The organism is uncultured Ruminococcus sp., from assembly GCA_902785355.1.
GTDB lineage: Bacteria > Bacillota > Clostridia > Oscillospirales > Acutalibacteraceae > Ruminococcoides.
Genome location: CACZYF010000027.1, coordinates 35,874 through 48,043, shown reverse-complemented (window position 1 = coordinate 48,043; position 12,170 = coordinate 35,874). Strand labels below are relative to the sequence as shown.

Here is a 12,170-nt window from a genome sequence, read left to right as displayed (position 1 = left end):
TGGTCTTTTCGCCATGCTCTCTTTACAAAATTGCAGCCGAGACTTTTATCTCGACTGCAATTCTTTCTTTTCTTGTTTTCTTATCTTAATGATATTGGGGAGCTCCCGGGGGCTTCGTATATCCGACGATAGTCAATTAATCATATTGGCAGAGGCTTTGTTGTTATAAAGTTCATCCGTCAGCTTGGCGTAGGTACAGACCGCTCCGGCAAAATCCTCATCCGTAAGCAGCGGCGTGATCTCCCTGAGCATCGAGGTCACGACAGCGTCGCTGTAGATATTCACGCATCGTCCCGCCGTGGTGACCGCGACCTGCCGATCCTTATGCGCGAGCAGAAGGAGAAGCCCGTCCTCAGTACCGCCGTAGCCGTAGCCGCGGCGATCATAGAGAAAGCGCGCGTAGTTCAACAAATCCGCGCCGCCGGTCGTATCAATGATCGCAGCGGTGATATCGATCCCGCGCTTGTTCGACATATAGTCGAGCATAGTCGAGACCGTTGTGCGCTGATTATCCGTCAGGAGTCTTGCGTCATCGTAAAGGCGCGTTTTGCGGTCGATCTGTTTTTCTGCGGCGGTATATTGATCGGAAGAAGCGGCGCGGGTGGTGAAGAGAGCGTGCGAGGGTCGGCAGGCTGACAGCAGAAGCGCTGTCAGGACGATCATAACGCACAATAACCGTTTCACCCTTTCTCTCTCCTTCCTCTGTAAGCGGTATTTTACCCATATAGTTTAGCAGATTTTATGCGTTCATGCAAGCCAATTTTATGAAAAATCACCCGACAACAGACGTTATCGGGTGGTTTTTTGTAAAAATTAACGGATTATTCATATTTATACTATAGCGCGACGGGAGACGCAGACAGGCTGGCGCCTGTCAAGGAGCCCAACAAAGCTATACGAAATATAGTGCAATAGATGATAAAGGTTTTTATTAAGGATTAGTATGAGGGTTTATCTGCTCTCGTAGTCCTCCTCGATCTCGCGTGACCAGTCCGCCTGCATCGGGGCGCAGGCTCGTGCGGCTGAGACCGCCTTGCTCACGCAGTTGAACACAACGCCCGTCCCCCTGCTGTCTGCGTGATAATTCACGGCGCGGTCAGCGCTGATGCCGAAGCCCCTCGCGGTTCCGACGGCGTCGATATTCGCGCCGATAAAGAGAAATTCCCATCCGTCCTTCTTCTTTTCCTCGATCATCTTTCGCACCTTATCGACGGTATATTCACGGCTGGCATTCTCCATACCGTCCGTCGTGATGACGAACAGCGTGCGTGCGGGGACGTCCTCGGGGCGGGCGTAACGGTGAACGCTCTCAATGTGGCTGACGGTCGTGCCGATGGCGTCGATCAGGGCGGTACACCCGCGCACGGTATAGTCACTGTCGGTCAACGGTTTGATATCGGCGATCCTCAGACGATCATGAAGCGTAACGATCTCGTGATCAAAGAGGACGGTGGTGACAAAGCACTTGCCGCTCTCCTTCTTCTGCTTCTCGAGCATCGAGTTGAAGCCGCCGATGGTGTCCTTCTCGAGTCCGCCCATCGAGCCGGAGCGGTCAAGGATGAATACGAGCTCAGTGGCGTTGTTCTTCTCTTCGGTTTTTTCTGTCTTTTTGGTTTTGATGAATTTCGGGTTAAGCTTCTTGATTAACATAACGTACCTCCTGATTTTAACAATGCGGTTGTTAGGTTCCTTACCTTACAACCGCATTATAGATCTTTCACAGAGGTAAATGGTCGCTTGTCAGGCGACATTTCACAACAATCATACGCCGTACTTGAGCTTAATACGCCTGAGCTTATTGCCGACGGGTCTTCTGAGCAGGAGCAGAAAAATCACGTTCGAGACCGTATAAAGCAGGGTAAAAGGCAGCGCCGAGACGATCGACGTGCCGTACAGCGCAGGGTCGAACCTGCCCGCGTACCACAACACCGTCCAGATATCCATGATGAAGGAATAACCCGCTCCGGCAAGAGCGCCGTATAAACTCAGCAAAAGCTTGGAGCGCATAAGCGGTCGGCTCAGGTAACCCGCGATCAGCCCGATCAGCCCGAAGCCGAGCATCTGGAACGGCGTCCACGGACCCTGTCCGAAATAGATATTCGAGATCAGCACGCTCAGTGAGCCGCAGAGGAAGCCCGCCTCGGCGCCGAGGTAGATCGCCGTCAGTACGCAGATCGCCGTGATCGGCTTAAAGAGAGGGATAAACCGCCCGAACACCGCCAGCGCGGTCATGATCGCCGTGATCACCATGCGCCGCGAGCCGATGTTGCGCCGCTCCACGCCCGCCGTGAACAGCACGAGCGCGAGCACCGCGATCCCGAGCGAAATGATCAGGTACCGCTGACCCTCAAACAGCAGGGCGCTCACCGCGACCAGCGCCGGGATCAGCGCGAAGGGGATCGCGTATCTCAGGAACGACCGCAGTCGGGGACTTTGTATCACCATCATACGTTGCCTCCCAGCATCTGCGCTGCACGCTCCACGGTATAGGCGCCGTCGGCGATCAGCCGCGTCATCCGTGAAGCGGCGGTGGTATAGAAGCGGTTGTCGGAGAAGAAGCGTTCGGCGGTATCGACAGCGGCGATCCCGCCCTGCGCGAACAGGGCGCAGCGGTCGGCGCACATCGCGGCGAACTCGACGTCGTGGCTGATCAGCACCACGGTCATGCCCTTCGCCTTAAAAGCCTTGATCAATTCGATCAGCATACGCTTCATCCCGCCGTCGAGTCCCTTGGACGGCTCGTCCATCAGCAAAACGCGCGGACGGGTCGAGAGTGCCTTGCACAGCGCGACCAGCTGACGTTCGCCGCCCGAGAGATCGTAGGGATGACGGTCGTACAGACGGCTCAGATCGTAAGGAAAATTCTTCAACACTTCCTCACAGCCCTTGAGCTCCTCATGCACGGTTTCACACAGGAAAAGGCTCTCGACGTCCTGCGGGAGCAGGCTGAGATTTCCCCGATACAGGGAACCGTCGCGGTAATCCTTCAGCCGCTTGCCGAACAGCTTCACACTCCCGCTGAGCGGCTTGCGCAGTCCCGCGGCAACGGCGGCGGCGGTGCTTTTACCCGCGCCGTTCGAGCCGAGCAGGGCGAAGATCTCGCCGCTGTTCACGCTCAGACTGAGGTCAAAGAGGATATCCGCCCCGTTCCGCTCATAGCGAAAATACACGTTCTTCAACTCCAGAGCGGGTTCACCCTGCGCGGGCTTCGACTCGTCACAAGCCGCTCTGTTCATCGGCTTTAACGCGGATACATACCGCTGACCCTCGCGGATGCTCAGAGGCACCTCTCCCCTGCTCCCGGTCAAGCGGAACAGCCGCGTCGCCGCGGGGAGAAAGCTCAGATAAGGGCTGTCGGACGATATCCGCTCCGCGATCTCGTGCGGCTTGACGTTGTAGATCACCGCTCCATGCTCGAGAACGATTACCCGGTCGCAGAGGGAAAACAGCTCCTCGGTACGGTGCTCGCTGACGATCACCGTAAGCCCCAGCTCACGGTTGAGGCGACAGACGGTCTCGATGAAGCGTGTCGCGGCGATCGGGTCAAGCTGAGCGGTCGGCTCATCGAGCAGCAGCAGCTCGGGGTCTGCGGTCATCACTGCCGCGAGATTGATCAGCTGCTTCTGACCGCCCGAAAGAGTCGCGGTATCGCGGGAATACAGCGAATCGATATCAAAGAAAGCGGAGGTCTCGGCGATCCTGCGGGCGATCTGCTCACGCGGCGAGCCGAGGTTCTCGAGGGTAAAGGCGAGCTCATGCCACACCTTATCCGTCACGAGCTGTTCGTCGGGATTCTGGGCGACATAGCCGATCCCCGCGCTCTCACGGGATGAAAGAGAATCGACCGAACGACCGTCGAGCATGACTTCACCCTGTATTGTTCCGTTTTGGCGCAGCTCGGGCTTGAGCAGGCGCAGAAGTGTACTTTTTCCCGAGCCTGTCGCGCCTAAGAGGGCAACCAGCTCGCCGCGCTCTATCTGTAAGGATATATCCGTCAGCGCGGGTTGTGCCGCTTCGGGATAGGTAAAGCTCAGACCTTCGAGCTCAAGATACGCCATCTGATCGCCTCCTTTGCGTTTAGTATCAGGGGCAGCAGACTCAGCAGGCTGAACGCCGCCGTACCCGCGATCCCCCACGGATTCAGTAAATCAAAGTTCAGTTCCGGATAAAAAACTGCGCTCGTATGAGCCGTACCTGCGACGGCGATTGCCGTCAGCAGAGCCGTCAACAGCATAAACACAGCGTCCGTACCGTGCAGGCGGTAGGGCGCGTAGGAGGTTCGCCGACCGGAACCGTAGCCGCGACCCTCCATGCTCTCGGCGGTGACAATACCGTTCTCGAGCGTCCACGTGATCAGGATCGACAGCACCCGCGCGTTGCCGCGCACCGCGTCGATCAGGTTGCCGTCGTCATAAAGTCCCAGCGCCCGCTGTGCGTCGCGGATACGCCGAAAGCGGTACTTGAACAGTCCCACATACCTGAGGGTCATCGAGATCAGCAGCGCGAGCTTCGGCGATATCCGTCCGAAGAGGTACATCACCTTATCGGCGGTAAATACCCGCGACAGCGAACGCAGCCAGTACAGCGCCGCCGTCAGCATCACCGCCGCCGTCACGCCGTAGACCGCCGCCTCCATCGTGAAGGGACGGTCGTTGAGATAGAACAGGACGGTCGCGCCCTTGTGGACGATCAGCGGGTTCAGCACAGCGGCGACGATGAACAGGATCAGCGCGAACAGATGCCCGCGCGCCTTCACCGTGCCGTCGGCGATACAGGTCAGGACAGCGCAGAAAAGCGAGATCACAAGCATCAGCGGATTCATAGAAAACATGCTCAGTCCTAGCACACAGAGATAATACAACGCCGCAGACAGCGGGTTGAGCCGTTCAAAGCCTTTCATCCTGTCCCCCCTTCTTTTTATCAGTCAGTTTCTTTCAGATCCTTGCCGATATCGGTGGTGTAGAGCCACTCGATCTTATCGCCGTCGGACAGATGATAGCTCTGGCATCCCACGTCGGGGAATGTGCCGTTGACGCGGTACATCCAGCCCGACAGCTCGCCGTAATCAAACTCGTACAGATAGCCGAGCCCCGCGATATACGCCGCGTCCTGAGCCCCGCGGTTATCCATCGGGATCGCGTGCTCCTTCACGGCAATGAGCAGGGCGTCATACGCTGTCGCGCCGTCGGAAAGGGTGATCTCGGCGTTATCGAGGAAGATTCCGTCGTCGGGGATATAGCGGTTTACCTTCTCACGGTCGGTGATCGTATCGCATCGGATACTCAAGGTCACGGTCAGATCGCCGTCCTGTTGAGGAGTACGGCTGTAGGTATCGGGGCTCTCGAAGTTGGTCAGCAGGATGAAGAGCACGCCCGCCGCGGTGATCGCGGCAACAGCGATATAGTGCTTCTTCCCGCGCTTTTTCAAGAGATAGAGCACAAGACACGCGCCGCCCGCCGCGATCAGCACGCCGAGGATGGCATAGGGCTTGTAGCCGCCCTTTCTGCCGCCTTCATCGGCGGTCGCGATCGTGCGCTGATCCCCCGTCGCCGAGGGCTGGAAGCCGCCGTAGGACGGGCTTTGCGCCGACGTGCCGTCCTGTCCCGATACGGTCGTCACAGGCTCGCCGTGCGCGTCGGTCGCCGTCGTAGGACGGCTGTTATTACTTGTATTTTGATTTTCGGCTGTACCGCCTAAGGAGGATGAACCACCCGCGCTGTGCGGATTATCTCCGCTTTGATCTGAGCCGACATTTGAGCCGTTTCCCTGCTGACGCGCCGATCCCGGGTTGCTGTTCCCGCCGCCCGAGGGAGAGTTCTGCGGCTCGGGGTCGAGATACCCGACGCGGTCGAGCTGATACAGCGAGCCCTGTCCCCTGCTCATACGTAGGTAGGCAATCAGCGCGCAGTACGCCTCCATCGTCGCGTTCTCGTTCGACGTATTCGTATGCGCGAAGCTGCCGTCGGAGCAGCGGTAATCGAGGAGCACCGACAGCGGGGTACTGCCGTTCTTGATGAAGCGGGGATCGGTCTGCGCGTCGATACCGAGCGCCGACAGCGCGATCAATACCTGCGCTGCGCTCTCGCTGTTTTCGGCGCCCATCGTCTTGAAGCCGCCGCTTGGCAGCTGGCGTTTCGACAGAAGCGTAAGTCCCGCATCGATAGCGGAACGCACGTCGCCGCGGCTGTAGACATGCGGCGCGAGCGCCTGCAGCGTCATCGCGGTCACGTCTACGTCGCCGAAGCTGCCCATCACCGCCCAGCCGCCGTCGTCCTTCTGCCACGATAAAAGCTCGTCGATCAGCCCGTCGAGGCTGTACATCGAGCTCGAATAACCGTTGTTCAGCAGATGGAGTCCGAACACCAGACTCATCACGCCCAGCCCGCCGATCGCTTCGTCAGCGGTATCGGCGATATAGCCGTCGTCGCTTCCGACCGCGCCGAGCGCGAGGGCATATTTCAGCCGGCTCGCGGCGGAGGGGATATCATGGCTGTTCAGATAGCTTTTCAGCGCACGCTCGTAATTCCCCCAGCGGTAGCTTCCCGCCTGAGAGATCGCGATCGCGTAGAACTCGGCGGTGGTGCCCGCGTTCGCGGTCAGCTCCCCGTCGATCAGCTCCTGCATACTGCCCGCTCCCGTCTGTCGCTCCTTATATGCGACAATACCGTCGCAGAGGTCCTGTACCTGCGCGACGGTATAGTAGGCACTTTCGGCATACGCACTTTGCCCGCACGAAAAGAGGATCGGCAGACACAGCAGGAATGCGAAAAGTCTATTCTTCATTATGCTTTGTTATGCTTTTTGCAGTAGAATACGACTGCACAGGCACCGAACAGCGAGATCAGGGTGATCATCGCCCACAGCATGACGTTGGTGCTGTCGCCGGTCTTGGGCGAGGTAGTGTTCTTGCCCGAATTGGTCTGATCCTTAGTCGCCTGATCCTTGGTGGCGGGCTGAGTCGCGGACTCGGTCGCGACCTCGGTCACAGCCTCAGTCGAAGCCTCGGTGCCGTCCTCAGCGGGAGCCTCGGTAACGCCCTCAGCCTGAGTCGGGTCGACAGCTTCGGTACCCTGCTCCGCCTCGGTAGAAGTCTCGGAAGCCGCCTCGGTCGCGGAGGCGATTTTCGCGATGCAGACGGGAGGTACGATGACCTGATTCGTCGCGACAGCGCTGATCTGATGCTCGCCCTCTCCGGACAGGGTCACGGTCGCCTGTCCGTTTACATCGGTAAATACGCCGCTGAGCTTACCGTCCACGGTGATCTGAGCGCCCGCTACCGCTAAGGTGACGGGGTTCCAGTCCTTATCAAAATCGTTCTTCTTCAAGGTCAGCGTGACCTCGCCGCTCGCGGGAGCGGTGATCTTACGCTCGGTGAAATAGCTGTACTTGTCGGCAAAGGTCTTGTTATCGGTGAAGCAGTAAGCCGCGACATAGTCGCCCTCCTTCACGGGGTCGGTCATGCTCCATGCGGAGGCGTCGTTGACCATATAGCCGTAGTTATAGCCGTCGGCAATACCCCAGAGCTTCGTCAGGGACAGGCCGTACTGGGTGGTGGCGGTGGCATAGCCTGCCGCGGCGCCGCCGGTATAGTACTGCTCGTGCGCGGCATAGAGCGCGTCGTTGATGGTCAGCTTCTCATCTTTGTCGATATCGGTGACGGTGACCTCCTTCGCCGCCAGCGCGAGCTTACCCTCGTTATCGGCGATGGTCACGGTGACCTTTACGTCGTTTTCACCCGCAGCGGCGAACAATACGCTGACGGACAGAACCGTCAGGACGACCAGCAGTAATGCAATCAGTTTCTTCATTTTTTACCCTCATTTCTTGATTTTTCATTTTCCAAATAAAAAAGCTCTTTCATACAGAAAGAGCGCAGAACATACAGGCATAGTGCGAGGGCGCTATGCTTCGATCAGCGCTCTTCTCGCCAAAGGGGCTTTTGACAGATACGGCAGGTCTCCCGGCTCATGAGGAAGCTTTCGCACGGACGGGAACCTTCTCGGACTGCTCCAATGGTACTCTCCCGACCTCTGCTCATCTACGGTAGTGGCGGCTGCTCCGGGCTTGAACCGGATTCCCTATTAATCTACATCAGCTTGGCTGCTTTACTCAGCGTACAGCGTTTCGAACCGTATCCGTTATTCGATTGTGTTTATTATACTACAGCGGGGCTTGAATTGCAATTTCAAAACCGTTACAGATTCTGTCCTTTTTTACCCGATTTTTCAACAAAAGCGACAAAATCGCCCTCTGACTGGCGCTTCTCCATCCGCTTCCAGTTGAAGAAGCCGTACAGATCGTTGACGAGAAAGGCTGCGAAGCAAACCGCTACGCTGATACAGCCGCGGTCTTTTAACGACATCATCACCCACAGCACGATCAGCACGATATCGTTACAGGCGTAGGCGATCGCATAGTAGGGCGAACGTCGGGCGGTGAGGTAAACGGCGGCAAAGCTCGTAGCAACCGATACGGTACTCGGGAGGAGATTCGCCGTACCGAGCGCGCCGAGGATGAACCAAAACAATGCGGTCACCGCCGCGGTCAGCAGCGCCAGCAGCGCCCACTCACGCCCGCTGAGCTTTGCGTTGACCGTTACCTGAGAGCGCTTGCCGTCGTAGGGATGTCTGAGCCATACGATCAGCGACCACACGGACATCGGCAGGGTCATCCCGACGTAGGTGATCAGCTCGCCGTAATAGGCGCAGACGTAGGAGATACAGCCGTAGATCACGCTGAACGCGACCATCAGAAGCGGCCCGAGGGGATTGCCCTTCGCGGCGAAGATCAGCGAGGTCACGCCGATCAGTGAAGCGATCAGGGTCAGCACGCCCTCTCCCCCGAAGGCAATATAAGCGCAGACGATCAGGCACACCGACGCCGTCCATAAGGCCTTCTCCGCATTGGAAAAGTAATTCAATTTCGCATAAAACCGTTTCATAAGCATCTCCGTTATCGCAACAATGTAACCCCACATAAACAAAAGCACCCACAGCGCATCTTCAAAGACCTAACGATGCGCCATGAATGCTTGGCATTCCTACCCGGTGGCAGTATATTAATGAAAGTGAGGAGTTAGGAGTTAGGAATGAATGGCGGGCTTTGCCCGCACCCAATTGATAATACGTTTGATCAGAAAACAAAGCCCGCAACCCTTTCTACAGAGCCGAAAGCGCATGGTCAGAAGCCGTTATACCAATCCAAAACGCGCAGCGTTTCCCGCAATTCCTCATTCCTCATTCCTCATTCCTCATTCTTATGCGAGTTTGAGGTCTCCGTCCTTGACCCAGCCGAGTTTTCTCAGCGGCAGGTTGATCAGCAGCGACAGCACGGCAGGCAGAACGATGCAGACCAGCACCAGTCCGATCCAGTCCATCGCGGTGGGTGTGATCGCCGCTACGCCCTCGGGGGGCGTGAACCAGCCGGTCAGCACGCCGATGGGTCCGCACATTCCGCAGGTACCCATACCGGAGTTCACCGCCGCGCCGTTCATCTGTAAACGGAACACACAGGTGGCGATCGGTCCGGTGATCGCGGAGGCAAGCGTCGGCGCGATCCAGACGCGTGGATTCTTCATGATATTCGGCATCTGGAGCATAGAGGTGCCGAGTCCCTGGCTGACGAGACCGCCCCATTTATTTTCTTTAAACGAAATTACAGCAAAGCCGACCATCTGGGCACAGCAGCCCGCGACAGCCGCGCCGCCCGCAAGCCCCGTCAAGCCCAGCGCCGCGCAGATCGCCGCGGAGGAGATCGGGAGCGTCAGCGCGATACCGACCAGCACCGACACCGCGATACCCATCAGGAAGGGCTGCAGATCGGTCGCGTACTTGATCAGCTCGCCGAAGGCGTTCGCCGCGCCGCCGATCGGCTTTGCGATCAGCGCCGACAGTCCGACGCCGACCAGGATCGTCACGGCAGGGGTCACGAGGATGTCGATCTTGGTCTCCTTCGATACCGCCTTACCGAACTCAGCGGCGATGATCGCGATGACCAGCACCGCCAGAGGGCCGCCCGCGCCGCCGAGGCTGTTGGCGGCATAGCCGACCGTCGCCAGCGAGAACAGCACCATCGGGTCAGCCTTCAGCGCGTAGCCGATCGCGACCGCCATCGCAACGCCCGAGACGTCCTTGGTATAGCCGCCGATCTGACTGAACAGCTCGAAGCCGGTCAGGTTGCCGATCGTGCCGATGATCGTACCGATCAGCAGGGAGCAGAACAAGCCCTGCGCCATCGCGCCGAGCGCCTCGATACCGTAGCGTTTCCAGCTGATTTCAATATTCTTGCGTTTCAAAAACGCCTTGAACTTTGACATAAACTTCCCTCATTTATTATACTAATCGAATTCATCAAAGAACAATATAGTAAACAAAATGCCGAAAGTCAACGGACGATCGGCATTTACTCTGTTTTGAACAAATTTAGGATTTTTCGTTCAATATTTCTTGAACACTTTTCAGCGGTTTAACGCATTAAACAGTCCGAGCGAAACGATCAGTGCTTTCTCCCGACGTGAGCCGTAGCGACAACATCAACACCGGTACCGGCAACGTCCCTGATCAGCACCTCGCCGATGACGACGGGCGCTTCTACGCAGGCGGCGTTGATCGCCTCCATCACATCAAAAATGCGATCCTTCGGGATATCGTGCTCGGTCTTGCAGGAGACGCGCTCCTTCTCGCCCTCGGTCACCTTCACGGTCGAGGTGACGATGCGGGTGGGGTTCTTGACCTCCTTCTCGGCGTAGGTCTTGCCGCGCGGGCAGGTATAGCCGCTGATATCGGTGATCGTATCGCCGTCCATCTCGACCGTCAGCAGACAGCCCATCGGACAGTTGATACAGGTTAACTCTCTTGTTTCCATAACGGTTCCTTTCTATATAGACCTCTTTTTCAGAGCGCCTACTCGGCTTCTATCTTGATCGTGATCGTCTGCAAATCAGGATGATCATCAAGACTTTGCTTTGTCAGGATGATCTGCTCCATCTCGCCGGGAGCGATGATGCGCTTCTTCTTATGCTGAACGCGCTCACCGTCGAAATAAACGCTGACGAACGAATCCTTGTACACGTCGCCGACGCGGAAACGGACGACCGTTTTATCGTCCATACGGTCGGGATGGATCGTGACGGGTACGGTATAGCGCACGCCGCTCTCGGCACGCAGGGCGATCTCTTTACCGTCCGCCTGAGCGATCTCGCCCTTCGCGTACTTCGCGGCGACAGCGCCCGCCTTCGCCGCTTCCTCGGACACATAATCGACGAGGTCATGCACATGCAAAACGTTACCGCAGGCGAACACGCCGGGGATGTTGGTCTCGAGGCTCTCGTTGACGACAGGGCCGTTCGTGACGGGGCTGAGCTGTACGCCCGCTGCGGTGCTCAGCTCGTTCTCGGGGATCAGTCCGCAGGACAGCAGGAGGGTATCGCAGGTGTAGCGCTCCTCGGTACCCTTGATCGGCTTGCGATCCGCGCCGACCTGAGCGATCGTGACGGCGGTGATATGCTCCTTGCCCTCGATATCCACCACGGTATGGGACAGCCTCAGCGGGATACCGTAATCGTCAAGGCACTGGACGATGTTGCGCTTGAGTCCGCCCGAGTAGGGCATCAGCTCCGCAACGAGCTTGACCTTCGCGCCCTCTAAGGTCATACGGCGCGCCATGATCAGACCGATATCGCCCGAGCCGAGGATCACGACCTCCTTACCGGGCATGTAGCCCTCGATGTTGACCAGTCGCTGTGCCGTACCCGCCGAGAAGATACCCGCGGGACGGTAGCCGGGGATATTCAACGCGCCGCGCGGCCGCTCACGGCAGCCCATCGCGAGGATGACCGCCTTCGCCTGTATCTGAAACATGCCGTCACAGCGGTTCATCGCCGTTACGACGCGATCGGGGGAAATATCCATCACCATCGTGTTCAGAAGGCAGGGAATGTCGCGTTCTTTGACCTGTTGAATAAAGCGGTCGGCGTACTCGGGACCGGTCAGTTCCTCCTTGAAGGTGTGCAGACCGAAGCCGTTGTGGATACACTGGTTGAGGATGCCGCCGAGCTGTTCGTCGCGCTCGAGGATCAGCACATCTCGCACGCCGCTGTCGTAAGCCGATACTGCGGCAGCCAGTCCCGCGGGACCGCCGCCGATGATCACGATATCATACTGGTTCTTCAT

11 protein-coding genes and 1 riboswitch are annotated in these 12,170 nt (G+C 57.8%); all 11 genes read right to left on the bottom strand.

What is annotated here, in order from left to right; genetic code table 11:
• Positions 1–132 precede the first annotated feature (132 nt).
• The gene (locus R2I50_RS07320; RefSeq protein WP_316608506.1) at positions 133–684 is read right to left on the bottom strand and encodes a TPM domain-containing protein; all 552 of its coding nucleotides are present in this window, start codon (positions 682–684) and stop codon (positions 133–135) included.
• Between the two features lie 267 nt (positions 685–951).
• Positions 952–1,644: a VWA domain-containing protein gene (locus R2I50_RS07315; RefSeq protein ID WP_316608507.1), complete on the bottom strand. Its 693-nt coding sequence runs from the start codon at positions 1,642–1,644 to the stop codon at positions 952–954.
• A gap of 117 nt (positions 1,645–1,761) precedes the next feature.
• The gene (locus R2I50_RS07310) at positions 1,762–2,448 is read right to left on the bottom strand and encodes an ECF transporter S component (protein WP_316608505.1); all 687 of its coding nucleotides are present in this window, start codon (positions 2,446–2,448) and stop codon (positions 1,762–1,764) included.
• A complete protein-coding gene (locus R2I50_RS07305) occupies positions 2,445–4,058 on the bottom strand; it encodes an ATP-binding cassette domain-containing protein (protein ID WP_316608504.1) in 1,614 nt (537 codons plus the stop codon). Before R2I50_RS07305 ends, R2I50_RS07310 begins: the two co-directional genes overlap by 4 nt.
• Positions 4,031–4,900, bottom strand: a complete 870-nt coding sequence (locus R2I50_RS07300) for an energy-coupling factor transporter transmembrane component T (protein ID WP_316608503.1) — start codon at positions 4,898–4,900, stop codon at positions 4,031–4,033. Before R2I50_RS07300 ends, R2I50_RS07305 begins: the two co-directional genes overlap by 28 nt.
• Before the next feature lie 20 nt (positions 4,901–4,920).
• Positions 4,921–6,783, bottom strand: a complete 1,863-nt coding sequence (locus R2I50_RS07295) for a DUF4430 domain-containing protein (RefSeq protein ID WP_316608502.1) — start codon at positions 6,781–6,783, stop codon at positions 4,921–4,923.
• A complete protein-coding gene (locus R2I50_RS07290) occupies positions 6,783–7,808 on the bottom strand; it encodes an LPXTG cell wall anchor domain-containing protein (RefSeq protein ID WP_316608501.1) in 1,026 nt (341 codons plus the stop codon). The genes R2I50_RS07295 and R2I50_RS07290 overlap by 1 nt, the downstream gene beginning before the upstream one ends.
• A 124-nt stretch (positions 7,809–7,932) precedes the next feature.
• A riboswitch (cobalamin riboswitch) is annotated at positions 7,933–8,149 on the bottom strand.
• Positions 8,150–8,194: 45 nt separating this feature from the next.
• The gene (gene pnuC / locus R2I50_RS07285; protein ID WP_316608500.1) at positions 8,195–8,941 is read right to left on the bottom strand and encodes a nicotinamide riboside transporter PnuC; all 747 of its coding nucleotides are present in this window, start codon (positions 8,939–8,941) and stop codon (positions 8,195–8,197) included.
• A 315-nt stretch (positions 8,942–9,256) separates the two neighbouring features.
• The gene (locus R2I50_RS07280; protein ID WP_316608499.1) at positions 9,257–10,315 is read right to left on the bottom strand and encodes a PTS sugar transporter subunit IIC; all 1,059 of its coding nucleotides are present in this window, start codon (positions 10,313–10,315) and stop codon (positions 9,257–9,259) included.
• A 179-nt stretch (positions 10,316–10,494) separates the two neighbouring features.
• Complete coding sequence (locus tag R2I50_RS07275) at positions 10,495–10,863, bottom strand: DUF1667 domain-containing protein (protein ID WP_316608498.1); 369 nt, start codon at positions 10,861–10,863, stop codon at positions 10,495–10,497.
• Positions 10,864–10,901: 38 nt separating this feature from the next.
• Positions 10,902–12,170, bottom strand: a complete 1,269-nt coding sequence (locus R2I50_RS07270) for an FAD-dependent oxidoreductase (protein WP_316608497.1) — start codon at positions 12,168–12,170, stop codon at positions 10,902–10,904.

What these genes read in the sequence shown, in the direction of transcription:
- R2I50_RS07295 (WP_316608502.1), bottom strand. Translation starts at nt 6,783, where the DNA reads ATGAAGAATAGACTTTTCGCATTCCTGCTGTGTCTGCCGATCCTCTTT.
- R2I50_RS07290 (WP_316608501.1), bottom strand. Translation starts at nt 7,808, where the DNA reads ATGAAGAAACTGATTGCATTACTGCTGGTCGTCCTGACGGTTCTGTCC.
- R2I50_RS07310 (WP_316608505.1), bottom strand. Translation starts at nt 2,448, where the DNA reads ATGATGGTGATACAAAGTCCCCGACTGCGGTCGTTCCTGAGATACGCG.
- R2I50_RS07305 (WP_316608504.1), bottom strand. Translation starts at nt 4,058, where the DNA reads ATGGCGTATCTTGAGCTCGAAGGTCTGAGCTTTACCTATCCCGAAGCG.
- pnuC (WP_316608500.1), bottom strand. Translation starts at nt 8,941, where the DNA reads ATGAAACGGTTTTATGCGAAATTGAATTACTTTTCCAATGCGGAGAAG.
- R2I50_RS07280 (WP_316608499.1), bottom strand. Translation starts at nt 10,315, where the DNA reads ATGTCAAAGTTCAAGGCGTTTTTGAAACGCAAGAATATTGAAATCAGC.
- R2I50_RS07275 (WP_316608498.1), bottom strand. Translation starts at nt 10,863, where the DNA reads ATGGAAACAAGAGAGTTAACCTGTATCAACTGTCCGATGGGCTGTCTG.
- R2I50_RS07300 (WP_316608503.1), bottom strand. Translation starts at nt 4,900, where the DNA reads ATGAAAGGCTTTGAACGGCTCAACCCGCTGTCTGCGGCGTTGTATTAT.
- R2I50_RS07270 (WP_316608497.1), bottom strand. Translation starts at nt 12,170, where the DNA reads ATGAAGAACCAGTATGATATCGTGATCATCGGCGGCGGTCCCGCGGGA.